23 protein-coding genes are annotated in these 24275 nt (G+C 73.1%); 8 read left to right on the top strand and 15 right to left on the bottom strand.

The window, feature by feature from the left end; translation table 11 throughout:
- Nucleotides 1-8: 8 nt before the first annotated feature.
- The 3 genes from moaA to ABZY57_RS20780 all read right to left on the bottom strand — a co-directional run bounded on the left by moaA (nucleotide 9) and on the right by ABZY57_RS20780 (nucleotide 3222).
- The gene (gene moaA, locus ABZY57_RS20790; protein WP_356513964.1) at nucleotides 9-998 is read right to left on the bottom strand and encodes a GTP 3',8-cyclase MoaA; all 990 of its coding nucleotides are present in this window, start codon (nucleotides 996-998) and stop codon (nucleotides 9-11) included.
- A gap of 197 nt (nucleotides 999-1195) precedes the next feature.
- Nucleotides 1196-2851: a cation acetate symporter gene (locus tag ABZY57_RS20785; protein WP_356513962.1), complete on the bottom strand. Its 1656-nt coding sequence runs from the start codon at nucleotides 2849-2851 to the stop codon at nucleotides 1196-1198.
- Nucleotides 2848-3222, bottom strand: coding sequence for a DUF485 domain-containing protein (locus tag ABZY57_RS20780; protein ID WP_356513960.1), 375 nt, complete (start codon nucleotides 3220-3222; stop codon nucleotides 2848-2850). The genes ABZY57_RS20785 and ABZY57_RS20780 overlap by 4 nt, the downstream gene beginning before the upstream one ends.
- A gap of 256 nt (nucleotides 3223-3478) precedes the next feature.
- On the opposite strand from ABZY57_RS20780, the gene ABZY57_RS20775 reads away from it, so the two are divergent.
- Nucleotides 3479-5023, top strand: a complete 1545-nt coding sequence (locus ABZY57_RS20775; RefSeq protein ID WP_356513958.1) for a S8 family serine peptidase — start codon at nucleotides 3479-3481, stop codon at nucleotides 5021-5023.
- A 97-nt stretch (nucleotides 5024-5120) separates the two neighbouring features.
- On the opposite strand, the gene ABZY57_RS20770 is transcribed toward ABZY57_RS20775, so the two are convergent.
- The 3 genes from ABZY57_RS20770 to ABZY57_RS20760 all read right to left on the bottom strand — a co-directional run bounded on the left by ABZY57_RS20770 (nucleotide 5121) and on the right by ABZY57_RS20760 (nucleotide 7825).
- Nucleotides 5121-6164: a zinc-dependent alcohol dehydrogenase family protein gene (locus tag ABZY57_RS20770; RefSeq protein WP_356513956.1), complete on the bottom strand. Its 1044-nt coding sequence runs from the start codon at nucleotides 6162-6164 to the stop codon at nucleotides 5121-5123.
- An 18-nt stretch (nucleotides 6165-6182) separates the two neighbouring features.
- Nucleotides 6183-6830 (bottom strand): lysoplasmalogenase, encoded by a 648-nt coding sequence (locus ABZY57_RS20765; RefSeq protein WP_356513994.1) that lies wholly within the window; start codon nucleotides 6828-6830, stop codon nucleotides 6183-6185.
- 92 nt (nucleotides 6831-6922) lie between these two features.
- On the bottom strand, nucleotides 6923-7825 hold the full coding sequence (locus ABZY57_RS20760; protein WP_356513954.1) for a sterol desaturase family protein: 903 nt from the start codon (nucleotides 7823-7825) through the stop codon (nucleotides 6923-6925).
- A 127-nt stretch (nucleotides 7826-7952) separates the two neighbouring features.
- Between ABZY57_RS20760 and ABZY57_RS20755 the strand changes: the two genes are divergently transcribed.
- Entirely contained in the window at nucleotides 7953-11003 is a 3051-nt protein-coding gene (locus ABZY57_RS20755; protein WP_356513952.1) for an NACHT domain-containing protein, read from the top strand.
- 44 nt (nucleotides 11004-11047) lie between these two features.
- On the opposite strand, the gene ABZY57_RS20750 is transcribed toward ABZY57_RS20755, so the two are convergent.
- From ABZY57_RS20750 to ABZY57_RS20735, 4 genes are read right to left on the bottom strand one after another with little or no spacing between them, the layout of a single operon-like run.
- The gene (locus ABZY57_RS20750; RefSeq protein ID WP_356513992.1) at nucleotides 11048-12292 is read right to left on the bottom strand and encodes an amidohydrolase family protein; all 1245 of its coding nucleotides are present in this window, start codon (nucleotides 12290-12292) and stop codon (nucleotides 11048-11050) included.
- 23 nt (nucleotides 12293-12315) lie between these two features.
- Nucleotides 12316-13611, bottom strand: coding sequence for an amidohydrolase family protein (locus ABZY57_RS20745; protein WP_356513951.1), 1296 nt, complete (start codon nucleotides 13609-13611; stop codon nucleotides 12316-12318).
- A 10-nt stretch (nucleotides 13612-13621) separates the two neighbouring features.
- Nucleotides 13622-14506 (bottom strand): SDR family NAD(P)-dependent oxidoreductase, encoded by an 885-nt coding sequence (locus tag ABZY57_RS20740; protein ID WP_356513949.1) that lies wholly within the window; start codon nucleotides 14504-14506, stop codon nucleotides 13622-13624.
- Complete coding sequence (locus ABZY57_RS20735; protein WP_356513948.1) at nucleotides 14506-15303, bottom strand: acetoacetate decarboxylase family protein; 798 nt, start codon at nucleotides 15301-15303, stop codon at nucleotides 14506-14508. The genes ABZY57_RS20740 and ABZY57_RS20735 overlap by 1 nt, the downstream gene beginning before the upstream one ends.
- A gap of 141 nt (nucleotides 15304-15444) precedes the next feature.
- On the opposite strand from ABZY57_RS20735, the gene ABZY57_RS20730 reads away from it, so the two are divergent.
- From ABZY57_RS20730 to ABZY57_RS20705, 6 genes are all read left to right on the top strand, one after another.
- A complete protein-coding gene (locus ABZY57_RS20730) occupies nucleotides 15445-16071 on the top strand; it encodes a TetR family transcriptional regulator (protein ID WP_356513946.1) in 627 nt (208 codons plus the stop codon).
- A gap of 141 nt (nucleotides 16072-16212) precedes the next feature.
- On the top strand, nucleotides 16213-18879 hold the full coding sequence (locus ABZY57_RS20725; RefSeq protein WP_356513944.1) for an MXAN_6230/SCO0854 family RING domain-containing protein: 2667 nt from the start codon (nucleotides 16213-16215) through the stop codon (nucleotides 18877-18879).
- A 49-nt stretch (nucleotides 18880-18928) separates the two neighbouring features.
- The gene (locus tag ABZY57_RS20720) at nucleotides 18929-19918 is read left to right on the top strand and encodes a DEDDh family exonuclease (RefSeq protein ID WP_356513942.1); all 990 of its coding nucleotides are present in this window, start codon (nucleotides 18929-18931) and stop codon (nucleotides 19916-19918) included.
- Between the two features lie 106 nt (nucleotides 19919-20024).
- Complete coding sequence (locus tag ABZY57_RS20715) at nucleotides 20025-20258, top strand: hypothetical protein (protein WP_356513940.1); 234 nt, start codon at nucleotides 20025-20027, stop codon at nucleotides 20256-20258.
- A 118-nt stretch (nucleotides 20259-20376) separates the two neighbouring features.
- Nucleotides 20377-21174, top strand: coding sequence for an SURF1 family protein (locus ABZY57_RS20710; protein ID WP_356513938.1), 798 nt, complete (start codon nucleotides 20377-20379; stop codon nucleotides 21172-21174).
- A gap of 10 nt (nucleotides 21175-21184) precedes the next feature.
- Complete coding sequence (locus ABZY57_RS20705) at nucleotides 21185-21940, top strand: SDR family oxidoreductase (protein WP_356513936.1); 756 nt, start codon at nucleotides 21185-21187, stop codon at nucleotides 21938-21940.
- A gap of 48 nt (nucleotides 21941-21988) precedes the next feature.
- Here ABZY57_RS20705 and ABZY57_RS20700 read toward each other — a convergent pair whose 3' ends face one another.
- Genes ABZY57_RS20700 through ABZY57_RS20680 form a run of 5 tightly spaced genes read right to left on the bottom strand, consistent with a single transcriptional unit; the run spans nucleotide 21989 to nucleotide 24089 of the window.
- Nucleotides 21989-22537 carry an alkaline shock response membrane anchor protein AmaP gene (locus ABZY57_RS20700; RefSeq protein ID WP_356513934.1) on the bottom strand — a complete coding sequence of 183 codons (549 nt, stop codon included), beginning with the start codon at nucleotides 22535-22537 and terminating at the stop codon, nucleotides 21989-21991.
- Nucleotides 22534-23064, bottom strand: coding sequence for a DUF6286 domain-containing protein (locus ABZY57_RS20695; protein WP_356513933.1), 531 nt, complete (start codon nucleotides 23062-23064; stop codon nucleotides 22534-22536). Before ABZY57_RS20695 ends, ABZY57_RS20700 begins: the two co-directional genes overlap by 4 nt.
- On the bottom strand, nucleotides 23061-23423 hold the full coding sequence (locus ABZY57_RS20690) for a hypothetical protein (RefSeq protein WP_356513931.1): 363 nt from the start codon (nucleotides 23421-23423) through the stop codon (nucleotides 23061-23063). The genes ABZY57_RS20695 and ABZY57_RS20690 overlap by 4 nt, the downstream gene beginning before the upstream one ends.
- Nucleotides 23420-23644, bottom strand: coding sequence for a hypothetical protein (locus ABZY57_RS20685; RefSeq protein ID WP_356513929.1), 225 nt, complete (start codon nucleotides 23642-23644; stop codon nucleotides 23420-23422). The genes ABZY57_RS20690 and ABZY57_RS20685 overlap by 4 nt, the downstream gene beginning before the upstream one ends.
- Before the next feature lie 10 nt (nucleotides 23645-23654).
- Entirely contained in the window at nucleotides 23655-24089 is a 435-nt protein-coding gene (locus ABZY57_RS20680; RefSeq protein ID WP_356513927.1) for an Asp23/Gls24 family envelope stress response protein, read from the bottom strand.
- Between the last annotated feature and the right edge of the window lie 186 nt (nucleotides 24090-24275).

Raw genomic sequence — 24275 nt, 5'->3', positions numbered from 1 at the left:
GGCGGAGGTCAGCCGCCGATCGCCGACATCGGGCGGTCGGGCTGCAGGAAGGTCGGGTCGTCGAGGCCGGACCCGGCCTTCTTGCCCCACATCGCCACCTTCCACAGGCGGGCGATCTCCTCGTCCGGGGCGCCCGAGCGCAGGGCTGCGCGCAGGTCGGACTCCTCGGTGGCGAAGAGGCAGGTACGGATCTGGCCGTCGGCCGTCAGTCGCGTACGGTCGCAGGCGCCGCAGAACGGGCGGGTGACCGAGGCGATGACCCCGACGGTGGCCGGGCCGCCGTCGACGACCCAGCGCTCGGCCGGGGCGGAGCCGCGCTCCTCGGACCCTTCCTCGGTGAGCGTGAAGCGGGTGCGCAGGGAATCCAGGATGTCGCCGGCCGTGATCATGCCGTCGCGCTTCCAGCCGTGCTGGGCGTCGAGCGGCATCTGCTCGATGAAGCGGAGCTCGTACTCGTTCTCCACGGCCCAGGCCAGCAGGTCGGGGGCCTCGTCGTCATTGAGTCCGGGCATCAGCACCGCGTTGACCTTGACGGGGGTGAGGCCGGCTTCGCGTGCGGCCGCCATGCCCTCGATGACGTCCTTGTGGCGGTCGCGCCGGGTCAGGGTCTTGAAGACCTCGGGCCGCAGCGTGTCCAGGGAAACGTTCACCCGGTCCAGGCCGGCGGCCTTGAGGGCCTGTGCGGTGCGCTTGAGGCCGATGCCGTTGGTGGTCAGCGACATCTTGGGGCGGGGCTCCAGGGCCGCGCACTGCTCGACGATCCCGACGAGGCCGGGGCGCAGCAGGGGCTCGCCGCCGGTGAAGCGGACTTCCTTGATCCCGAGCTGGGTGACCGCGATGCGGATCAGCCGGACGATCTCGTCGTCACTGAGCAGATCCGATTTGCCGAGCCACTGCAGACCCTCCTCGGGCATGCAGTACGTGCAGCGCAGATTGCACCGGTCGGTGAGCGAGACGCGCAGGTCAGTGGCTACGCGGCCGTAGGTGTCGAGAAGCACTGTAAGCCCCCTCCCCTGTCCGGTTTGTAGAGGTTTGCGCCGCGATGGATGAGAGTACGAGCGCTTATCAACGAGCCTACGCGACGCCTGCGCCGTATAGGGGTGCCCGAATGAACGAGACGAGGCGTGGCCGCGTCGTAGGGAAGTACGACGCGGCCACGCTCGGTGTTCGGAGCATCTCGCTGCGGTGCAGCGTGTCAGTGCGCGCCGGTTCCGGTGAGCGACCGGACCTCGAGCTCGGCGAACTTCTGCGGGTCGGCCTTCTCCTTGGAGAGGACGGTTCCCAGCCACCCCAGCAGGAAGCCGAGCGGGATGGAGATGATGCCGGGGTTCTCCAGGGGGAACCAGTAGAAGTCGGCGCCCTTGAACATCGAGGTGGGCTTGCCCGAGACGACCGGGGAGAAGAGCACCAGGACAACCGAGGAGACCAGGCCGCCGTAGATGGACCACAGGGCGCCCTGGGTGGTGAAGCGCTTCCAGAAGAGGCTGTAGAGGATCGTCGGCAGGTTGGCGGAGGCGGCGACCGCGAAGGCCAGGGCGACGAGGCCGGCCACGTTGAGGTCGCGGGCCAGGGCGCCGAGACCGATGGCCACGGCTCCGATGACCACCGTGGACCAGCGGGCCGCGCGCACCTCCTCCTTCTCGGTGGCCTTGCCCTTGCGGATCACGTTCACGTAGATGTCGTGGGCGAAGGACGAGGACGAGGCCAGGGTCAGGCCCGCGACGACCGCGAGGATCGTGGCGAAGGCCACCGCCGAGATCACAGCGAGCAGGACCGCGCCGCCGGTGGAGCCCGCGCCGCCGCCGATCTCCTGGGCGAGCAGCGGGGCCGCGGTGGTGCCGGCCTTGTTGGAGGCGATGATGTCGGCCCGCTCGAGCAGGGCCGCGGCGCCGAAGCCGAGGACGATCGTCATCAGGTAGAAGGCGCCGATGATGCCGATGGCCCAGTTCACGGACTTACGGGCGGCCTTGGCCGTGGGGACCGTGTAGAAGCGGATCAGGATGTGCGGCAGGCCGGCGGTGCCCAGCACCAGGGCGAGGCCCAGCGAGAGGAAGTCCAGCTTCGAGAGCGAGTCCTTGCCGTACTTCAGGCCCGGTTCCAGGAACTTCACTCCCTGGCCGCTGTTGTCGGCGGCCTGGCCCAGCAGGTCCGAGACGTTGAAGTTGAACTTGAGCAGCACCAGGAAGGTGATCAGCAGCGTGCCCGCGATCAGCAGCACGGCCTTGATCATCTGGACCCAGGTGGTGCCCTTCATCCCGCCGATGGTGACGTAGAGGATCATCAGGATGCCGACCAGCGAGACGATCACGACCTTGCCGAAGTCGCTGGTGATGCCGAGGAGCAGGGAGACGAGCACGCCCGCGCCGGCCATCTGGGCGAGCAGGTAGAAGATCGAGACCACGATGGTGGAGGTACCTGCGGCGGTCCGGACGGGGCGCTGGCGCATCCGGTACGCGAGCACGTCGCCCATCGTGTAGCGGCCGGAGTTGCGCAGCGGCTCGGCGACCAGGAGCAGGGCCACCAGCCAGGCGACGAGGAAGCCGATCGAGTAGAGGAAGCCGTCGTAGCCGAAGAGCGCGATGGCTCCGGCGATGCCGAGGAAGGACGCCGCGGACATGTAGTCGCCGGAGATGGCCAGGCCGTTTTGGAATCCGGTGAACTGGCGGCCGCCCGCGTAGAAGTCGGCGGCGTCCTTGGTCTGGCGTCCGGCCCAGACCGTGATGGCCAGGGTGGCGACGACGAACAGCCCGAACAGGGTGATGATCAGCGGGCGGTGCTCGGAGGCGCCGGCGGCGGTGGTCGTACCCGCCGTGGCCGCCCCGGCGACCGCCACGTACAGCGGGGCGCTCATTCGCCCGCCTCCATCCTTGCCTTGATGGCCGAGGCCTTGGGGTCGAGCCGGGCCGCCGCGTGGCGCGAGTACAGCCAGGCGATGAGGAAGGTCGTCGCGAACTGGCCGAGGCCCAGGACGAGGGCCACGTTGATGTTGCCGAAGAGCTTCGTCCCCATGAAGCCGCCCGCATAGTTGGAGAGCAGGACGTAGAGCAGGTACCAGGCGATGAACGCCACGGTGAGCGGGAAGGCGAAGGCGCGGTGGGCGCGGCGCAGTTCGGCGAACTCCCCGCTCTGCTGGACGCGTACGAACTCTTCGGCCGTGGGGGCCGCGGGGCTCGCCGGCGGCGTTCCCGCGCTGCCCGGGGGCGGCGCTGCTTCGGTGGTCACGGGGGACTCTCCTTGTGACGCGGGTGCGGTGGGGGTGACGGACAAAACAACCTCCGTGGGGGGACGGTGGTGCCGATCCCCCCTGTCAACGGCACGTCCGGCGCGTCGGGGTGGTTCAACACCTGTTTGTTTCTTTGGGAACTGATTCCTCGAACTAATGGCGCAGAGGGGAACAGAAACGCTAAGTTCGCCTGTCATGAACCCGTCCGTCGCGACCGCGCCCGGACGGCTTTTTCAAGGATGATCTGGAGAACCCATGGCTCATCTGGGATCCGGCCGCCGGCGTGCCCTCGCCATACCGGTCGGCCTGGCGCTCACGGCCTCGCTCGCCTTCCTGCCCTCGGTCGCGGCCTCCGCCGCACCGCTGGGCGCGACGGCGGACGCGGCTACGACTTCTGCGGCCGAGACGACCGGCCCGAAGCTGTCGTACGTGGCGAACCTGAAGACGTATGCCACGGTGACGGCGGCGAAGAAGGCCATCGAGCGGGCCGGTGGAACGGTGGTGACGGCCTATGAGCAGATCGGGGTCGTCGTCGCGCACTCCCAGAACCCGGACTTCGCCAAGCTGCTGCGCGCCAACCGCGGTCTGTTCGACTCGGTCGGCGCCACCCGCACGGCTCCCCTCTCGCCGGTGCAGACCACCGACGAGGGCGCGACGCAGCAGCTGAGCTCGGCGGACGCCGCCAAGGCGGCAGCGGCGGCCCAGGAGGGTCAGGAGCCGCTGGAGTCCAACCAGTGGGACCTGCGGACGATCAAGGCCGATCAGGCTCACAAGATCAACGATGGCAGCCAGAACGTCACTGTGGGCGTCATCGACACGGGTGTCGACGACACTCACCCCGACATCGCGCCGAACTTCTCCAAGGAGCAGTCGGCCAACTGCGTCGGCGGCGTCGCGGACACCAGTGAGGGTGCCTGGCGTCCGTACGCGGACGGCAGCGACCACGGCACGCACGTGGCCGGCACCATCGCCGCCCCGCGCAACGGCATCGGCATCAGCGGTGTCGCGCCCGGCGTCAAGGTCGCGGGCATCAAGGTGAGCGAGCCCGGGACCAGCCTCTTCTACACCGAGGCGGTCGTCTGCGGCTTCATGTTCGCCGCCGAGAAGGGGATCGAGGTGACCAACAACAGCTACTACGTCGACCCCTGGCTCTACAACTGCAAGGCGGACGACGACCAGAAGGCGCTGGTGGAGGCCATCGGCCGCGCCACCAAGTACGCCGAGCGCAAGGGCACGCTGCACGTCGCCTCGGCCGGCAACTCCAACCACGACCTGGCCGGCGACTCGATCCTCGACGACACCAGCCCGAACGACACCACCCCGGTGCCGCGCACCATCGACCCGAGCGTCTGCTTCGACCTGCCCACCCAGCTCCCGGGCGTGGTCACGGTGTCGGCGACCGGTGACAAGGGCCTGCGCTCGTACTACTCCAGCTACGGCCTCGGCGTCGTGGACGTCGCCGCTCCCGGCGGCGACAAGTGGCAGGTCCCGGCCACCCCGGACGCCAACGGCCGCGTGCTGTCGACGGTCCCGGGCGGCGGCTACGGCTACAAGCAGGGCACCTCGATGGCCGCCCCGCACGTCGCCGGTGTCGCGGCGCTCCTCAAGAGCGCCCACCCGTACGCCACGCCCGCGATGATCCAGTTGATGCTCAAGGGCCAGGCCACCAAGACGGCCTGCCCCTCGCAGATCTTCAACGCTGCGGGCACCCTGATCGACGCCACCACCTGCGAGAGCGGCTGGGGCCAGACGGGCTACTACGGCTACGGCGTGGTCGACGCGCTGAAGGCCGTCAAGTAAGCCGGCTGAATCCGCTGAGACACAGAAGGGCCGGGCGGGGAACATCCCGCCCGGCCCTTCCTCACGTTCCGGCGCTGCCGGCCCTGCGGCTCCGGCGTCAGGGCTTGATCATGACCTTCAGCGCGCTGCGGTCGTCCATCGCCCGGTAGCCGTCCGGGACCTCGTCCAGGCCGACCGCCCGGTCGAAGACCGGCGACGGGTCGATCGCACCGCTGAGCACGTCCGCGAGCAGCTCGGGGATGTACGCGCGGACCGGCGCGACGCCGCCGCGCAGGGTGAGGTTGCGGTCGAACATGACCCCGAGGTCGAGGCCGGTGCCGCTGCCGTGCGGGACGCCGACGTAGCCGATGGCCCCGCCGTCGCGGGTGATGTTCACGGCGGTGCGCATGGACTGTGCGGTGCCGACCGCCTCGATGACCGAGTGGGCGCCCTGGCCGCCGGTGAGCTCGCGCACGGCCGCCTCGGCGGCCTCGCCGCGCTCGGCGACCACGTCGGTGGCCCCGAAGAGCTTCGCGATGTCCGTACGTACGGCGTGCCGGCCCAGTGCGATGATCCGGTCGGCACCCAGGCGCTTGGCCGCGAGGACCCCGCACAGGCCGACCGCGCCGTCGCCGACGACGGCGACCGTGGAGCCCTTGCGGACCCCCGCGCCGAGCGCGGCGTGGTGGCCGGTCCCCATGACGTCGGACAGCGCGAGCAGCGCGGTCAGCAGGTGGTCGTCGGAGGCGGCGTCGGCGGGCAGCTTCACCAGCGTGCCGTCGGCGTGCGGCACCCGGACGGCCTCGCCCTGGCCTCCGTCGTGGCCCACCGAGCCCCAGAAGCCGCCGTGCTCGCAGGAGGTGTAGAGGCCCTCGGAGCAGTAGGCGCAGGTGCCGTCGGACCACATGAAGGGGGCGACGACGAGGTCTCCGGCGCGCAGGTCCGAGACGGCGGAGCCGGTCTCCTCCACGACGCCGAGGAACTCGTGGCCGATCCGCTGGCCGGGCACGCGCTTGGCCTCGCCGCGGTAGGCCCACAGGTCGCTGCCGCAGATGCAGGCACGCAGGACGCGGACGACGGCGTCCTCGGGGCGCTGGATCGCAGCGTCGGGCACCTCCTCCACGCGGATGTCGTGCGGGGCGTGGATGACGGTGGCGCGCATGGTGGTGCAATCCTCCGGCTAGGAAGTGGTTGAGCCCTGTAGGGCCTCCCTACCGTACGCCCGCTCCGCCTCGAGTGCTCCCGTGGCCAGCAGGTACTGGGCCGCCACGTAGGTGGCCATGACCCAGAAGTCCGCACGGGGCAGCTGGGGCCACTCGGCGACCCCGGTGGCGATGAGCGTGTCGGAGAGCAGGAACAGCGCCCCGCCGAGCCCGGCCCGCAGGCCCAGGACGCCGGAGCGGTAGGCCATGGCGGTGAGCAGCAGGCTGTAGCCAGCGACCGGGATCCGCAGTTCCGCGGGCAGGTCGCTCCAGAGCAGCGTGACGGTGGACAGCAGCGCGGCGGCGTACGCGGCCCCGAGCACGGTGCCCGTCCGGCGGCGGCCGATGCCGCCGCGCCCTCGGAAGAGCACGAGGTAGCAGACGTGCCCGGCGGCGAAGGAGCCCATGCCGATCAGGAAGGCCGGATCGGCGTCGAAGAGCAGGGCCAGGTCGCCGCCCCAGCCGAAGAGCAGGGCCGCGACCAGCAGCCGGGGGGCCCGGCGGGTGATGACGTGGGCGACGAGCAGCGGCATCAGCAGCGGCTTGGCGATGAGGTGCCCGGTGTGCCAGTCCGCCAGCAGGGATCCGAGGTCCAGGGCGGTGGCGACGGCGAAGGCGACGAGCAGCGCCCTGCAGGCGGGGCCGGAGCCCCGGGGAAGGGCGGGGCGCGCCCAGGCGGGCGTACGGGACCCCGCGCGCTCGGTGGATCCGGTGGCGCTCACGCGGCGTGTTCCGGGGCGGGAGCGGGCGCCTCGGCCGGCGCGGGAGCGGGCGCCTCGGCCGGCGCGGCCTGCGCGGGCTGCCAGCCGGGGCCGCGGAACACGCGGCCGGCGCGCTCGCGCCAGGTGGTGGCCCCGCGGACGTCCCGGGCGATGGAGGCGTACTCGTGGGTGGCCACGCGCAGCGGGTTGTAGGTGCCGATGTTCTTGGTGAGGCCGAAGACGGGCTTGTCGGTCTCCCCGACCCAGGAGCCGAACATCCGGTCCCAGACGATCAGGATGCCGCCGAAGTTCCGGTCCAGGTAGCCGCCTTGGGAGGCGTGGTGGACGCGGTGGTGGGAGGGGGAGTTGAAGACGTACTCGATCGGCCGGGGCAGCTTGTCGATGCGCTCGGTGTGGATCCAGAACTGGTAGACGAGGTTGACCGAGTAGCAGAAGGCGATGGCGGCCGGGTGCACGCCCAGCGCGATCATCGGGAGGTAGAACGGCCAGGACGTGGCGCTGGTCCAGGGCTGGCGCAGGGCAGTGGTGAGGTTGAACTTGCGGCTGCTGTGGTGGACGACGTGGCAGGCCCACAGGATCCGGATGACGTGGTGGCCGCGGTGCTGCCAGTAGTAGAGGAAGTCCTGGGCGAGCAGCATCAGCGGGATGGTCCACCACAGGACGGGGACGCGCAGCGGGGTGAGTTCGTAGACCGCGGTGTAGATCGCGACGATCGGGATCTTCCAGAGGAAGTCGAAGCCGAGGCTGCCGATCCCCATGCCGAGGCTGGTGACGGCGTCCTTGGTCTCGTACCCGGCGGCGTCCTCGTCGGGATGGATGCGGTAGCTCACGAGCTCGATGACGGTGAGCAGAACGAAGGCGGGTATGGACCACAGCACGACGTCGGGCAGGTTCGGCATGTCCGCACCATAGAGGCGGGTTCGGGGGCTCGGCTAGAGGTTGTTACCGATCGGTATCCATCGGTGTTACCGACGGTTCACGAGATGCTTCCGGGTGAGGGCGTCCGGGCAGGGGGAGGGCATGGGGATGACGGACTCAGGGGCGGGTTTCACGGCCGCGGTCTTAAGGACCGCCGAGGCGGTGGCGCTGGCCCTGGCGAAGGCCCGGCCTGGGCCGGCGCGCCGGCTCAGGCCGGCGAAGCCGGGCGATCCCGCGGTACGACGCCTCGCGCACGAGCTGGCGGGCCGGCTGACCGGGGCGGTCGCCGAGCTCGCGGAGCCCGACCGGCTGGCGGCGGTGACCGCCGTCGGCGAGGTGTTCGCCGCGCTGGGCCCGCGCGAGGCCCGGGCCCTCTTCACGGCGGGCCCCGGGCCGGTGCCCGCGGCGGCGCCCCCGCCGGACGCCTCCCTGAGCCCCGCCGCGGCCGCCGCCTACCGGGAGCTGTTCGCCCTGTGCCGCGCGGCGGGCGGGAGCGGCCCGCAGGACCCGGCGGGCGGGAGCCCGGCCGGCGCGGGTACGCCCGGCGGGAGCGAGGGCGAGGGCAACGGCGGTGCCCCGGCCGACCGGGCGGCACGGTTCGAGGAGGAGTACGCACACCACGTGGCCCGGGCCCAGGCGCGGGTCCAGCTCTTCGGACTGACCTTCAGCCAGGACCGCCAGGACTGGCCCCTGGACCTCGCCTACATCAGCCTCGCCGTCAGCGGCGCACAGCTCCTGGAAGAGCCCGGCCTGCAGACCCCGGTCACGGCCGAGGTGGCCCTGAACGCCGCGGAGCGGGTCCTGCTGCGCGGCCCGGCCGGCTCGGGCAAGAGCACCCTCGTCCAGTGGCTGGCCCTGAACGCCGCCCGCAGCAGTTTCGGGCCCCAACTGCGCGACTGGAACACCCTGGTCCCCTTCGTCCTGCCGCTGCGCTCCTTCAACTCCCCCGCCGGGCTCCCCCGGCCCGGGGACTGGCTGACCGCGACCGGCGTCCCGCTGACGGCCCCGGAGGGCTGGGTCGAGCGGCTCCTCTCCGCCGGGCGGGCGCTGGTCCTGGTCGACGGGGTCGACGAGGTGCCGCCGCGCCTGCGCAGCCGGACCGAGGCCTGGCTCCGGGAGCTGCTCACCGCGTACCCGGCGGTCCGCTTCGTGGTCACCACCCGCCCCTCGGCCGTACCGGAGGACTGGCTCACCGCCCAGGGCTTCTCCTCGCTCGCACTGCTGCCGATGGAACGCGACGACGTCGGCGCCTTCATCACGCACTGGCACGAATCCGCCCGCGCCGAGGCCGACGGCGAGGGCGTCGGCCGGGAGCGGGAACGCGAGCTGCTCGACCGGTACGAGAAGGCGCTCCTGCAGGCCGTCGGCACCCGCCGGGACCTGGGCCGGCTCGCGACGAACCCCCTGATGTGCGCCCTGCTGTGCGCCCTGAACCGGGACCGCCGGATGCACCTGCCCCGGGCCCGCAAGGAGCTCTACGACGCGGCACTGGACATGCTGCTGATCCGCCGCGACAGCGAACGGGACATCTCCGGGGTCGAGGGCGTCTACCTCAGCCGGGACGAGCAGACCCTGCTGCTCCAACGGCTCGCGTACTGGCTGATCCGCAACGGGCAGGTGGAGGCCTCCGCCGAGGAGGCGATCGGGATGATCGCGGAATCGCTCGACGCCATGCCGCAGGTCAAGGCGCAGGGCAGCGCGCAGACGGTGTTCCGGCACCTGCTGATCCGCAGCGGACTGCTCCGGGAGCCGGTGCCGGGCTCGGTGCTGTTCGTCCACCGCACCTTCCAGGACTACCTCGGTGCCAAGGCGGCCGTGGAGGCGCGGGACTTCGGCGTCCTGGTGCGCAACGCCCACGAGGACACCTGGGACAACGTGGTCCGGATGGCCGTGGGGCACGCCCGCCCCGACGAACGCGCCTCGCTGCTGCGGCAGTTGCTGCACCGCGCCGACCAGGTCGAAGCCGACCGCAGCCGCCTGGTGCTGCTCGCGGCCGCCTGCCTGGAGCACGCGCCGGAGCTGGACCCGGAGGTCTGGCGCGAGGTGGAGGCCCGTACGGCTCGGCTGCTGCCGCCGCGCTCCCCGAGCCAGGCGGGGGAGCTGGCCAAGGCGGGCGAGCTGGTCCTGGAGCTGCTGCCGGAGCCGGCCGGGCTCACCGAGGACGAGGCCGCCGCGACGATCCGTACCGCGGCGCTGGTCGGCGGTGACCGGGCCCTCCAGGTGATCGCGGGCTTCCGGACCGACGACCGCTACGAAGTGGGCCGCGAACTGTCCGACGCCTGGGGGCGGTTCCCCGTGGACGCCTACGCGGACACGGTGCTCGCGGACGCCCCCATGCGCGCGGCCCACCTGCACGTGCGCACCGCCGGGCAACTCCGGGCCCTGGACCGGCTGCCGCACGTCCAGCGGCTGCACGTCACCTGGGACGGCCCGGTGCCGCGGGAGATCTCCGGGCGGCGGGACCTGGAGTCGCTGATCCTGCACCGCAACGCGCGGCTCGCCGACCTGTCGCCGCTGGCCGGGCGGACGGGCCTGCGGCACCTCGGCGTCCTGGACTGCCCGAAGGTCACCGGGATCGACGTGGTCCGCGAACTGCGGGCGGACAGCCTCGCCTTCGGCTACCTGCGGGACGACCTCTCGCTCGCCCCGCTGGCGGGTGCGGCCGGCCTGCGCTCGCTCGTCATCGGATTCGAGCCGGAGCAGCGGCGGATCGGTGACGTCCCCGCCGCGGACTCGCTGACCGCGCTGCACCTGTGGCAGGGCGCCCGCCGGATGACGCTCGACGGGATCGAGCGCTGGCCACGGGTGGAGAAACTGACGGTCGCCGGGAGCGGCCAGTACCGGCACCTGGTGCGCTCGCTGCCGCTCAGGGGACTGACCGGCCTGCAGATCCGGCACGCCGCGCCCGTCTCGGCCGGGGCCCTCCTGCCGTACGAGCGCCTCGGCCGGCTCGTCCTGATCCGGTGCGCGCTGGAGGGCACCCTGGAGGCGCTGCGCGATTTCCCGGCGCTGCGCCGGCTGGTGCTGAGCGAATGCCTGGGGACCGTGGACCTGTCGCCGCTCGCCCCCTTGGAGGAGCTCGTGATCGAGCTGCGCCTGGGCACGCACGTCACCGGGGCGGAGCTGATCCCGCCGGAGCGGCTCGTCCGCAGGGACTGAGCCGCTCCGGCGGGGCGCGGGTGCCGCCGGAACGGACCGAGGTGCTACCAGACCCGGACCGAGCCCCCGCGGGCGAAGGCCGGGCTGGTGGCTCCCGCCGGGACCTCCGTCAGGGGCTGCGCGACCTCCGAGACGAGGGGGCCGTGCTTGGCGGCCACCGCGTCGAGGAGGGCGAGGTCGAAGCCGTACACCCGGGCGGCGTTGCCGCCGACCATGGCGGCGACCTCCTCGCGGGGCAGGCCCGCGTAGGCGATGCGCAGGCCTTCGCGGGAGTAGGGCGTGGTGCCCTCGTCGTGGGGGTAGTCGCTGCCCCACATGATCTTGTCGAGGCCGATGCGGCCGCGCAGCGGGACCTCGTGGGGGCGCATGAAGCTCGCTCCCACGAAGCAGTTGTCCCGCCAGACCTCGCCGGGTCCCTTGCCCATGGACTCGGCCAGCCCCGCGCCGAACTTGGCCTCGGCGGTGGCCGAGGCCGCGACCAGGCGGCCGTGGTAGTAGTCCAGCATCTCGATCACGCCCGGGATCCAGCCGGAGCCCTGCTCCGTCAGGACCAGTTTCAGGCCCGGGTTGCGGCGGAAGGCCCCGCCGAAGACGAGGTGCCACAGGGCCCGGTGGGAGAACCAGGTGGTCTCCACCATGAAGACGGCCCGCGCCGCCGGCTCGTCGCCCAGTGGCGGCGAGGCGGAGCCCCCGTGGTGGTTGACCGGGACGTCCAGCTCGTCGCAGACGGCCCAGATCGGGTCGTAGACCTGCGAGTAGAGCTCGGGAACGGTGGAGCCCGGCGGGACGCCCGGCAGCAGGATGCCGCCGGTCAGGCCCGCGTTGCGGGTGCGGCGGATCTCCTCGACCGCCGCGTCCACGTCGTTGAGCAGGATCTGGACCACGCCCGCCCGGCGGCCCGGCGCGTCCGCGCAGAAGTCCGCCAGCCACCGGTTGTGGGCCTGGAGTCCGGCCCAGCGCATCTCGTACTCGGCAGCCGTCGGGGGCTGGGCCATCAGCGAGGCCTTGGGGAAGAACGGCGGGATGGTGTTGGGGAAGAGCACCTCCGCGACGATCCCGTCGGCCTCGAGCTCGGCCAGGCGCCGGGCCGAGTTCCAGTTGCGGTCGGCCGTGTCCGCGAGGAGGTCCTCGTACGGATTGACGTAGGTCGCGGCCCAGGCGTCGAACTCCTCGTGGTGGCGCTTCTCCAGGTAGGGCTTGTAGTCCAGCAGGTCGGCGCCCGCGTGGCAGTCGGCCGAGATGACCGTGTAGCGGTCGGGCACCTCGGTCGTGCCGGTCGTGCCGCTCATACCGGTCGTGGCGCTCGCCTCGGTCACTGGTTCACCCCCAGGACCGGGAAGTCGTTGTCGGTCAGCCAGTGCCGGCCCACGTCGCGCGAGCGCGACCACGAGGCTTCGACGGCCGCCTGGTCCGCGCTCTGGCCGAGCTCGGCGGGGGTGGGGCCGATGCGGCGGGCGATCGGCGCCAGCTTCTCGGTGTCGAAGCCGAAGACCTCCGCCGCGGCCAGGCCCAGCATGCGGCGGGTCTCCTCGACGGGGATGTCGTGGAAGGTGTTCTTCAGCCAGTTCCGGGTGTTCGGCCAGGTCCCCTCGGGGTGCGGGAAGTCCGAGCCCCACAGGATGTTGTCGACGCCGATCTCGTAGCGCTGGGCCAGCTCGCGCCGCTTGGTGTTGGTGGCGCAGATGAACACCTGCCGGTCCAGGTACTCGCTCGGCGGCCGCTTCAGCTCCTCGAACGGCGAGAGCTTCTTGCCGCCGTGCGCGCCGAGGTAGAGGCGGTCCATGAACCAGAGCTGGTTCGGCAGCCACCAGCAGCCCGACTCGGCGACGCCGAACTTCAGCCCCGGGTGTCGCTCGAAGACCCCGGACCAGAGCAGGAACCACAGCGGGCGGGCCGGCCACCAGGTGACCTCGGAGACGAAGATGCCCAGGTGGTCCCCGTACTCGTGGCGCGGCGAGGACCCCGAGTGGGTGACGATCGGCATCTGCGTCTCGGCCGCCGCCGCCCACACCGGGTCGTAGCGCCGGTCGTGGTAGGGGGCCTTGTCCACCCACATGGCCGGGATCATCAGGGCGCCGAGCCCCGATGCCTTGGCCCGGTGTATCTCGGCGACGACCTTGTCGGGATCGCCGGTGATGGGCAGCAGGGCCACTCCGCAGTGCCGCTCGGGGTTCTCCGAGACGAACTCGGCCAGCCAGCGGTTGTGCGCCTGGGCTCCGGCCATGCCGAGCTCGGGGTCCTGGTCGCCGGAGAGGCCGAGGCCCACTCCGAAGGGGGCGGCGGTCTGGCTGTCCACGGCGTCGGCGTCGGGGAAGACGACTTCGGCGGCCACGCCGTCGCCGTCGAGTTCCTTCAGCCGCTGCGTGACGTCCCAGCCGCCCTTGAGGCCCTCCTCGTGGTCGTGGAACCACTTCTCGGCGAAGGCCTCGTTGCGCACGCCCAGCTTGGTGGCCTCGGCGCGGCGGGCGTCGCGCTCGCCGAGGAATGCGTCGAACTGCGGGTGGAAGGCGCTGTCCAGGTAGGGGCGGTACTGCTCGGTGGGCAGCCCCGCGTGGCAGTCGGAGGAGATGATCAGGTACGGGTCTTCGTACGCGCTCTCGGCGTTCATGTGGGCACCCTCAGTCAAGGATGAAGCTTTCCAGGTAGGCGGGGTTGGCGCGGTCGAGCATCGACTGCGACCGGGCGCGGATCTGCCGGTCGCTGTGCTCGCTGTCGGGCAGCATCCAGAAGCGGTCGGCGCGGATGCCGTCCACGACGTGGTCCGCGACGTCCTCGACCGGGGTGAAGTTCACTTCGTGACCGGCCTGCTTCATCGCGGTCTCGTACTGGTCGAGGCTGCGGTACGGGGACTTGCGCGGGCGCTCCTTGGCGTACCGCTCGGGCCGGTTGCGGTGGGACTCCCACAGGCCGGTGCGCAGCATGTGCGGTCCGGGGAAGAGCACGGAGGCACCGATGGCCGCCCCCTCCGCCTTGAGGTGGGCGTAGAGCGACTCGGTCATGGTGACCACGGCCGCCTTGGTGACCGCGTAGACGGAGGCGGTGGGCAGCGGGGCGATGCCGCCGTCGCCGGAGGAGGTGTTGACGATGTGGCCGGGGCCGCCGGCCGCGATCATGCGGGGGACGAAGGCCTGGATGCCGTGGAAGACGCCCCAGACGTTGACGGAGAAGGCCCATTTCCAGTCGTTGGGCTCGTGCTCCCACATGCGGCCCTCGGCTCCGGAGCCGACGCCCGCGTTGTTGCAGAGCACGTGCACCGCGCCGAAGGCCTCGTACGCGGCGTCCGCGAGGGAGATCACGGAGTCGCGGTCGCTGACGTCGACGATCTCGGCGAGCACCTCGGCCCCGTCGGCGGCGAGTTCGTCGGCGGCCTTGCGCAGGGCGCCCTCCTCCACGTCGGCGAGGACCACCTTCAGCCCCTCGGCGGCGAAGCGGCGGGCCATGGCGAGGCCGATGCCGCTCGCGGCGCCGGTGACGACGGCCACCTGTCCCGGTTCGAGTCGCATCAGACGCTCCCCTCGGGCGGTCCGTCGAGGATCTGCATCGGGTCGTCGTAGCGCTGGTGGATGTACGGGAGCAGGGCCTGGGCGCTGACCCGCTCGACGACCCGGCCCCTCTGGTCGGTGGTCTTCTCCCCGATGGTGAGCTCGACGAGGCGGCGTACGGGGAGGTCGGCGACGGGGTCGAACATCGACTCGCGGAGCACCACGTCGCCGGTGATGTGCTCCAGCTTGCGGACCTTCTCGTTGCGGGTGCAGTGCACCAGCACCGGATCGGCGTCGAAGCCCGAGCCGTCCACCGCGGGGAGGAACTTGAAGTAGAAGTCGGTCTTCACGGCGGGCTCGGGCAGCGGCAGCTCGCGGTCCACCGCCCCGCGCACCTCCACGAAGGCGATCCCGTGCCGGGCGAGGGAGGCGCTGACGACGAGGCCCTCGCGCTCGACGGTGATCTCGCCGAGCTTCTTCGGCTCGCCGAAGACCTCGCGGCCCCCGATCAGGGCGCGCTCCATGCTCATCGGCATGACGAGCGGGTACCAGCCCTCGACCCCGTCGTGCTGGGCGGCGACGGCCACCGAGCCGGCGCCGAGCGGGTAGCCGGGCAGGTCCACCTTGCTGATGTTGGCCCGCACCAGGGGCCGCTCCGTGGGCTTCAGCGGCGGCGGGAGGACCGCCGCCACCACGTCCGGGTCGGTCTCCCACACGGCCACCACACCGGTGGACCAGATGTCGGGGAGCTTGGAACTCTTCTCGCGCGAAGCGGCGATCTCGGCCTCGGTGCGCGCTCCGTACCGTACGCGTGCCATCTATCGCACCATCCTTCGTCTAGGACGCAGTCGGTTCTGACGCAGCTGGTTCTGTAACACAGTTACACCGGGACCGATGAAGGGTAAAGACCCCTGCACGCACCCGATCTGACGGATCGACAGAAAGTTGGGACGGCAACGATGGCCAGAACCACGCTGACGCGCGACGAGGTGCTGGACGCCGCCGCCTCCCTCGTCAAACAGCACGGCCCGGCCGCCCTCACCATGCGCAAGCTCGCCGCCGAGCTGGGCACCGCGGTGACCTCCATCTACTGGCACGTCGGCAACCGCGAATCCCTGCTCGACGCCCTCGTGGAGCGGACCGTGGAGGAGGTGGGCGCCATCCGGCCGGCCGGCCGCGACCCCGGCGACCGCATCCTCTCGGTCGCCCGCACCCTGCGCCGCGAGCTGCGCGAGCGCCCGCACCTGATCGCGATGGTCCACGAGCGCGGCCTCACCGACCGGATGTTCCTGCCCGCCCAGCAGGCCCTGGTCCACGAGGTGCACGCGGCCGGCCTGCGCGGGACCCGGGCCGCCGACGCGGTCCGCGCGATCCAGTTCCAGATCATCGGCTTCGTCCTGGTCGAGCGCAATCGCGAACGCTCCCCCGCCCAGTCACCCGCCGAGAGCGAACTCTGGGACCCGGCCGACGCCCCGCACGACCCGCCGCTGGCCCGCGCGCTGGCCCGGCCGGTGGAGCCCGAGCGGCTCTTCCAACTCACCCTGAGGGCCCTGGTGAAAGCCCTGCTGACGCCACCGGCCGGGTAACGGGCTTGCCGTCGCGCGGCCGACCGTGATGGGATCTGCCCCGCGGGGGCGGCTCCCCGGCGTGCATCCTCTCCCTTTCACGGAAAGTCCGCGCGCCCTCTCTCCGCCCCCGTTTTCCGTTCGCGGAGGGAAACCAGGACCGTGCCCGTCACCCGATCCGTCGAAGAACTCATGCTGCGCCGGCTCCGGACCGTCTACGTCGACCGGCCGCCGGCCGCCGCTTCGCCCGGCACCGAGGGGGTCCGCCCGCTGGAGGGCGAACTCCTCGAACGCGGCCACACCCTGAGCCGGGAGCTGTACGCCGCCCTGGCCGTCCTCGCGCCGACCGATCTCGCAGAGGAGCGCTCGCACCTGCTGGCGCTGACCGACGGGCTCGCGGACACCCGCCGGGGGCCCCGGCCCGCCTTCCGCCGCTTCCCCTTCTCCATCCCGCGCGACACCGAGAGCTGGTACACCGACCGCGTCCTCTCCCTGCTGCGCCGGGACCCCGCCCGACCCTGCGCCGTCTGCGCGGAGACCCGGCCGGTGCGTCCCGTCGCCCCGTGCGCCCATCTCGTCTGCGGCTCCTGCCGGGAGGGCGCCGACCCCACCGGCTGCCCCGTCTGTCTGCGCCCCGTCGACCCGTCCGGGCCCTTCCTCTCCGATTCCACCGAGGTCCGCCCTTCCGCGGGGCACCGCGCGCCCTGCAGCGACGGGAGCGGGATCCCGCCCGGGCCGCTCCGGCTGCTGCGGCTCGGCACCGACCCCGCGGCCGACGCCGCCCGGGTGCTCACCCCGCTGCTCGCCCGGCCGGCGCCGCTGTCCCCCGAGGACCACGCCGACCTGCCGCTGCTGCTCCGCCTGGCCCCGGCCGGGCTCGGCTGGCTGCCCGCGCGGATCCCCGTACCGCAGACCCTCGCGCTGGTCCTGGCCCGCCTGCTGACCGGACCCGCCCCGCGGGACGCCGTGCTGCCGCTGCTCGCCGGGCGGTTGACCTGCGCCACCGACGTGCTGCGGCTCCTCGCCGCGCTGTCCGGAGGGGATCCGGGGCTGCTCGCGCCGCCGCCGTCCGGGTTCCGCTCGCCCGCCCGGCCGCTGCGCCGCGCACTGCTCGGCGTACTCGACGCGCTGCCCGCTCCCGGCCTCGTCGAGGAGTTGCTGCGGTATCCGACCGCCTGGAAGCGGGCCGCCGAGACCCTGCACCCCTTCGAGGGGTACGCCCGCCATCCACGGGCCGCCCTGGCCTTCGCCGTGCTCCGGGGCACCGACCTCTCCGGCGCCCTGGGCGCGGCCCTGCGGGAGGGCGCCGCCGCGCATCCGGACGCCGTACGCGTCGAGGGGAACCGGCTCCGGCCCGCGACCTGGACCGGGCGGCTGGAGCAGGCCCTGGCCGGGGCGGATCCCGGGGCCGCCGCCGCGGTGGCCGGGGAGCGCCCGCAGGAGCTCGTCCTGCGCCTCGACCACCTGCTGCGCCTGCACGCCGGCGACCGCCCGGTCCCGGAGCTGACCCGGGAACTGGCCCGCGGGCTCCCCTTCGTCGGGGCGGGCCCGCTGCTGGCCGCGCTCGGGGCCCTGCGCGGGCGCGCCCGGGACCGGACCGGCTCGCGGCGCGTGTTCTTCCCCAAGGGCCCGGCCGGCCACATCCGGTCCGTGGCGGAGGAGCGCCCGCCGCTTCCGGGCCCGCTCGTCGCGGCGGCGGCGGCCCTGCTGGAGGCGGAGGTGCTGCGCCGGTTCGCCCTCGCCGAGGGGGAACCGTACGAGCTCGCCGTCCTGGACCGCGAACTCGCGGACCTGCCCGTGCCCTCGGGGCAGCAGGCCCGCGCCGGGTCGCCGGTCACGGTGCCCCGGGGCAGTGTCCTGGCGCTGCCCGCGGGCGAGGCGCTGCGGCTGTTCCTGCACTGGACCGGGGCCCGGGACCAGGTGGCGCACCTGGACCTGGCGGTGGCCTTCTTCGACGCCGACTGGCGGTTCACCGGCCTGTGCGACCGCGACCGACCGGTGCACGGGAGGGCAAGGGCCGGCGCCGTGCACGCGGCCGGCTTCGACTGGGCGCCCGCACCGGTACCCGTACGGGAGGGGGACACGGAGTACGTCGACCTGGACCTGGCGGGGCTCGCCGGTCACGGGGACGCGTACGCGGTCCCGCTGGTGTCCGGCTACAGCGGGGTGCCGTTCGAGGAACTGGACCGGGCCTTCACCGGGTTCACGGCCCGGCCCGCGGACGGCCCGCACACGGCCCCGGACCATCCGCGCGCGGTCGGCCGGCGCTTCGACCTCAGCGGTCCGGTGACGCGGGCCCGGGTGCCGGTGGTCGTGGACCTGGCCGGACGGCGGGCACTGTGGGCGGACCTGCGCCTGCCGCCGTCGGACGCCTTCGAAAGCGTCATCCCGCACGGCGACCGGGTCGCGGCCGCGGCCTCGGACGCATGGGCCCACTTCACCTCCGGCACCCGCACCACCCTGTGGGACCTCACCGTCTGGCGGGCGGCGGCACGCACCCGTGAGGTGGCGGTCGTCCGACGGGCCACGGAGACTTCGGCGACCGGCGAGGTGTGGCTGTACCGGGCCGCCTCCGGCGAGGAACCGGCCGCGTTCGCCGCGCGGATCGCCGCCCAGGAGCCGCCCGAGGAGCGCCGGGCCCGCGCGGACGCGGACGCGGAGGCCGCCGAACTGGCCGCGGGGAAACGCGCGTTCCTGGCGCTGACCCGTGCGGTCGCGGCCCCCGAAGGTGGTTCGGGTACGGCCTGCGTGCTCCTGCCCGGGCCCGCCGAAGTACCCGGGCCCTTCGCCCGGGTGACGGCCGGGGACCTCGTGGCGGAGCTGGGCTGAAAGGCCGTAGGGCTTCGAGTGTCGGCGCGGGCCGATATCCTCTGTGACCATGCTCGCCGACCGTACGACCGCAGAGACGATGTGGCCGACCGCGTACCCACAGGGGTACGCGGTCGTCGACGTGGAGACCACCGGGCTCGCTCGCGACGACCGGATAATCTCCGCCGCCGTCTACCGGCTCGACGCTCAGGGCAACGTCGAGGACCACTGGTACACGCTGGTCAACCCGCTCCGGGACCCCGGACCTGTGTGGATCCACGGTCTGACCAGCGACATGCTCCAGGACGCGCCGCTCTTCAAGGACATCGCCGAGGAGTTCGCGGGCCGGCTCGCCGACCGGGTGCTGGTCGCGCACAACGCGATCTTCGACTGGCAGATGATCGCCCGCGAGTACGCGCGGGCCGAGGCCACCGCCCCGGTGCGCCAGCGGCTGTGCACCATCGCCCTGTCGAAGGAGCTCAACCTCCCGCTGCCCAACCACAAGCTGGAGTCGCTCGCCGCGCACTTCGGCGTGGTCCAGCAGCGCGCCCACCACGCGCTCGACGACGCCCGGGTCCTCGCGGAGGCGTTCCGTCCGTCCCTGCACGCGGCCGCGCGGGACAACGTACGGCTGCCCCTGCTGGAATGCCGGCCGCTGACGGAGTGGTCGGACACGCCCGCCGCCCCGCGCGTCGGGTACCAGGCCTCGTACGGAGCGGGCGGCGGGAATGCCGGGTCGAGCTGGCGGGCCTCGCGCAAGCGGCCGCCGTGCCCGTACCCGAACCCGGGTCGGTGGGTGGACGGCACCCCGCTCCGGCAGGGCATGCGGATCGCGTTCTCCGGCGACACCTCGGTGGACCGGGAGCTGTTGGAGGACCGCGCGGTGGAGGCCGGCCTGCACGTCGCGACGAGCCTGTCCCGGCTCACGAGCCTGCTCGTGACGAACGACCCCGACTCCTCGACCTCCAAGACGGTGAAGGCGAAATCTTTCGGAACCCCCGTCGTCGACGAGGCCGCCTTCACCCAGCTGTTGCGGGACGTCGCTCCGGCGGGGGACTGACCCCCGGGAGGTTCGGGGTCCGCCCGTTGGGCCGGCCGGGTGCACGCTCGGCGACTCACCCCGGTGGATCTTGTTCCGGCGGTCCGCCCTGCGCAGCATGCCGCGCATGGCACGTTGCGAAGTCTGCGGGAACGATTACGGCATGTCCTTCGAAGTCCACGCACAGGGTGCTGTGCACGTCTTCGACTGCTTCTCCTGCGCCATCCACCGCATGGCGCCCATCTGCGAGCACTGCCGGGTCCAGATCATCGGACAGGGCGTCGAGGTCGAGGGACAGTGGTTCTGCGGAGGGCACTGCGCCCGCGCGGAGGGGAAGGTGGGCATCACCGACCACGTCTGACTCCGGCCCCCTCCCCCACGGCTCCCTTCCCCCCTCACTCCCCTCCGTCCCCTCCGCCACGACCCCGGACGGCCACCCGGCCGCCGGGGTCCTCGCCGCTGGGGGTACCGTCGTGGGCGTGTACCGCTTTGTGCTGACCCGGCAGTGGGTGTGCCTCACCCTCATCGGCCTCGCCCTGATCCCCGCGATGATCAAGCTGGGGTTCTGGCAGTTCCACCGTCATGAGCACCGGGTCGCGCAGAACGAGCTGATCGACGCGAACCTGCGGGCGCAGCCGGTCCCCATGACCGAGGTCACCTCCCCGGGCCACGTGGTCCCCCGTGCCGACTACTGGCGTGCCGTCACCGCCACCGGCACCTACGACTCCGCGCACGAGGTCGTCGTGCGCATGCGCACCGACAACGACGACAAGGTCGGCTTCCACGTCCTCACCCCGCTGGTCCTGGCCGACGGCCGGGTGGTGCTCGTCAACCGCGGCTGGATCGCGGGCGGCGACGACCCGCGCGCCTACCCGCCGGTGCCGGCCGCGCCAACCGGCGAGGTCACGGTCACCGGACGGCTGAAGGCCGACGAGACCAGCGGCGGCAGCGGGATCAAGGACCGCAAGGGCCTGCCGGACCGCCAGGTGATGCTGATCAACAGCGCCCGGCAGGCGCAGTACCTGGGCAGGCCCGTCCTCGGCGGCTACCTGGAACTCACCGCGCCGGTCCCGGCCGACGGCACGCCCGAGGTGGTCGCCGAGCCCGACCACGACTCGATCGGGGCGCACATGGCGTACGCCGTGCAGTGGTGGATGTTCGCCTGCGCGGTGCCGGTGGGCTGGATCGTGCTCGTCCGGCGCGAGAAGCGCGACCGCGCGGCGGCGGCCGCCGCCGGGACCGCCGCTTCCGAGCGGGAGCCGGCGGCGACCGCGTAGCGTGTCGGGCATGGATCTTGGACTGAAGGACCGTGTCTACGTCGTCACCGGCGCCACCAGGGGCCTCGGCTACGCTTCCGCCCGCGAACTGACCGCCGACGGCGCCAAGGTGGTACTGACCGGCCGGGACGCGGGGCGCGCCGAGGCCGCCGCGAAGGCACTGGGCCCGAACGCGGTCGGCGTGGCCGCCGACAACTCCGACCCCGGGGCCGCCTCCCGGCTCGTCGCCGCGGCCCGGGAGCACTTCGGCCGCCTCGACGGCATCCTCATCAGCGTCGGCGGCCCGGCGCCCGGTTCGGCGGCGGACAACACCGACGAGCAGTGGGCGGCGGCCTTCGAGTCGGTCTTCCTCGGCGCGGTCCGCCTCGCGCGGGCGGCGGCAGCCGAGCTCTCCGACGGCGGGGTCATCGGCTTCGTCCTGTCGGGCTCCGTGCACGAGCCGATCCCGGGCCTCACCATCTCCAACGGCCTGCGCCCCGGCCTGGCCGGTTTCGCGAAGTCCCTCTCCGTGGAACTGGGCCCGCGCGGCATCCGGGTGGTCGGCCTGCTGCCCGCCCGCATCGACACCGACCGGGTCCGCGAACTCGACGCCCTGTCGGGGGACGCGGCCGCCGCCCGCGACCGCAACGAGGCGGGGATCCCGCTGCGGCGGTACGGCACCCCGGAGGAGTTCGGCCGCTCGGCGGCGTTCCTGCTCTCCCCGGCGGCCTCCTACCTGACCGGCGTCATGCTCCCGGTGGACGGCGGCTCCCGGCACGGCTTCTGAGCCGTCCCGCGCCGGGGTTCGGCCGTCCGGGACGTGGCTTCCCCGCCGTCACGTCACCCGTCGCGCCCGGCGGGGGGTGACGTGGAGGCGGGCCTCCGCCGGGAGGGCCGCGAGCGCGGCCGAGGTGCGGGCCCGGCCCAGCACCGGGCCGGCGAGGGCCGCCAGCACGTCGGCCGGCACCGCCTGCGGCTCCAGCTCCAGCGCGACCCGCAGGGCGGGGGCCCCGCGCCGCCCCCGCAGTCTGACCCGGCACCGGGCCACGCCCTCCACGGCCTCCTGGACGTCGGCCTCGACGGCCTCCTCCAGGGCCCGCCCGCGCAGCACCGCGAACGCCCCGTCCCCGGTGTCGACGAGCACCTCCGCGAGCCGGGCCCGCCGCAGTTGGGACAGCAGCCACCACAGCGCCAGCAGGACGCAGACCCCGAGCGCGGCGAGCACCGCCCACCAGGGCGCCGGCCAGCCCCGCCCGTGCGGCGCCAGCAGGGGTTCGCGGCGGCCCCCGAACGGCCCGGACGCGGTCAGCAACGACGCCCCCGCCGCCAGCAGGACCAGTCCGAGCAGCGCGAGCAGGACCCGGTTCACCGTCCCGAGGGTCACCGGCGGTTCACCCGCACCCTCGGCCGCAGCGCGTGGGCCAGCCCCAGCTCCTCGACGCCGACGGCCAGCACCGCGTCCAGATCGGCCCGTACGTCGTCCAGTTCGCGGAAGTGGGACACGGCCCGGACCCCGAGGCGGGACCGGCCCACGCTGACCCGCACCGACCGCACCCCGGCCACCTCCATGACCCGGTCGCGCAGGATCTGCGCGGCGGCCTTGCGTTCCAGTCCGCCCCGGACCTCCGCGTGCCCCGATCTCATCGTGAGGATCCCGCGCAGGCCCGGGGTGAGGGCGTACAGGAGCAGCAGGGCCCCGGCCGCGGCCAGGACTCCGCCGACGATCAGCACCCCGGGGTCGGCCGGGGTGTGCCGCTCCAGCGCCCGGGAGAGCTCCTCGCGCCAGCGCATCCCGGGGCGTTGGGCCCGTACAGCGGCCAGGTCGTACAGGAACAGCCCCGCGACCCCGAGGACGGCGAACGCCCCCACGGCCGCCGGGAACCGCCGGGGCGACCGGAAGCGGGCGCTCACCGGACCCGCCGGTCCCGCCCGGCGGTGGGCCGCGCGGGGCGCAGGTGCTCGATGTCCACGTCCACCTCCGGTACGGCCATCTGCGCGTACTCCTCGACGCGCAGGGCGACGTGACGGCGCACGGCCGCGCAACGGGCGGCGAGGTCGTCGGGGTAGGCGAGCTCCAGGACCACCCGTACGCGCGCGATGTCGTGGTGCACGGTGACGGTGGCGAGCGGCGGGGCCGCGTCCGGAGGGGGCTGGGTCAGCGCCTCCCGGGCGGCCTGGGCGGCGATCTTCGCCACGACCCGGTCGGCGATCCGGGTGGCTCCCCGCTCGGCGGCGGGCACCCGGAGCGGGGTGGGGCGGGGGGTGCTCACCGGTCCCGGTCCCGGTCCCGGCCGTGGCCACGATCCCGGTCCCCGGGGCCGCCCCGGGGGCGGAAGAAGTCCCCCGGTTCCAGGTCCCCGTCGAGGAACCGGCCCGCGACGAAGCCGACGGCGCCGAGGGCGGCCACCAGCAGGAAGGCCCCGAAGCCCCCGAAGTACCCGGCGAACCCCAGTGCCATGCCGGCCACCAGGCCGACGACGGCCATGCTCATGCGGGCTCCTCTACTGCAGTCGGGACTCCGGCTCCTCGTCGTCCTCGTCCGGCAGCTTGACGTCGCTGACCGCGATGTTGACCTCCACGACCTCGAGGCCGGTCATCCGCTCCACCGCCGAGACGACGTTCTCACGGACGGCCCGGGCCACGTCCCGGATCGACACGCCGTATTCCACGACGATCTCCAGATCGAGGGCGGTCTGCACCTCGCCGACCTCCGCCTTCACGCCCCGGCTGACGGCGGACTTCGCCCCGCCGGGGACGCGGTCGCGGACGGCGCCGAAGGTACGGGAGAGGCCGCTGCCGCTGCCCATGGCATGCACGCCGACCACCTCGCGGGCGGCCAGGCCGGCGATCTTCTCGACGACGCCGTCGGCGATGCTCGTCCTCCCGCGCTCGGCGGGGGGCTTGGCGGTGCTCCCTGTGGCGGCGGATTCGGTCATCTCGTATCCCTTCGCGCGTGCGGCTCCCGACCCACGGTAGGGCGATACCCCCGCCTGCGCCCGTCCCGACGGGGCCAGACGTGCGGGTGCACCGCCGCGCGGGGCGAAGTCCCGCGCCCTTCGCCCGTTCCCCGGGCTCCCCCGGGACCCCGCGCTTCGAACGCCGGCGGGGCTGGACACGTCCAG

The sequence above is a fragment of the Streptomyces sp. NPDC006450 genome (genome assembly GCF_040612195.1).
Taxonomy (GTDB): Bacteria; Actinomycetota; Actinomycetes; order Streptomycetales; family Streptomycetaceae; genus Streptomyces.
The sequence above is the reverse complement of the archived record's forward strand: the minus strand, read 5'-3'. Positions and strand labels throughout refer to the sequence as shown.

Coding starts and splice junctions, on each gene's coding strand:
- ABZY57_RS20770 (WP_356513956.1), bottom strand. CDS start 6,164: ATGCGCGCCACCGTCATCCACGCCCCGCACGACATCCGCGTGGAGGAG.
- ABZY57_RS20680 (WP_356513927.1), bottom strand. CDS start 24,089: ATGACCGAATCCGCCGCCACAGGGAGCACCGCCAAGCCCCCCGCCGAG.
- ABZY57_RS20730 (WP_356513946.1), top strand. CDS start 15,445: ATGGCCAGAACCACGCTGACGCGCGACGAGGTGCTGGACGCCGCCGCC.
- ABZY57_RS20740 (WP_356513949.1), bottom strand. CDS start 14,506: ATGCGACTCGAACCGGGACAGGTGGCCGTCGTCACCGGCGCCGCGAGC.
- ABZY57_RS20745 (WP_356513951.1), bottom strand. CDS start 13,611: ATGAACGCCGAGAGCGCGTACGAAGACCCGTACCTGATCATCTCCTCC.
- ABZY57_RS20720 (WP_356513942.1), top strand. CDS start 18,929: ATGCTCGCCGACCGTACGACCGCAGAGACGATGTGGCCGACCGCGTAC.
- ABZY57_RS20785 (WP_356513962.1), bottom strand. CDS start 2,851: ATGAGCGCCCCGCTGTACGTGGCGGTCGCCGGGGCGGCCACGGCGGGT.
- ABZY57_RS20735 (WP_356513948.1), bottom strand. CDS start 15,303: ATGGCACGCGTACGGTACGGAGCGCGCACCGAGGCCGAGATCGCCGCT.
- ABZY57_RS20775 (WP_356513958.1), top strand. CDS start 3,479: ATGGCTCATCTGGGATCCGGCCGCCGGCGTGCCCTCGCCATACCGGTC.
- ABZY57_RS20705 (WP_356513936.1), top strand. CDS start 21,185: ATGGATCTTGGACTGAAGGACCGTGTCTACGTCGTCACCGGCGCCACC.
- ABZY57_RS20750 (WP_356513992.1), bottom strand. CDS start 12,292: ATGAGCGGCACGACCGGCACGACCGAGGTGCCCGACCGCTACACGGTC.
- ABZY57_RS20760 (WP_356513954.1), bottom strand. CDS start 7,825: ATGCCGAACCTGCCCGACGTCGTGCTGTGGTCCATACCCGCCTTCGTT.
- ABZY57_RS20715 (WP_356513940.1), top strand. CDS start 20,025: ATGGCACGTTGCGAAGTCTGCGGGAACGATTACGGCATGTCCTTCGAA.
- ABZY57_RS20755 (WP_356513952.1), top strand. CDS start 7,953: ATGACGGACTCAGGGGCGGGTTTCACGGCCGCGGTCTTAAGGACCGCC.
- ABZY57_RS20685 (WP_356513929.1), bottom strand. CDS start 23,644: ATGAGCATGGCCGTCGTCGGCCTGGTGGCCGGCATGGCACTGGGGTTC.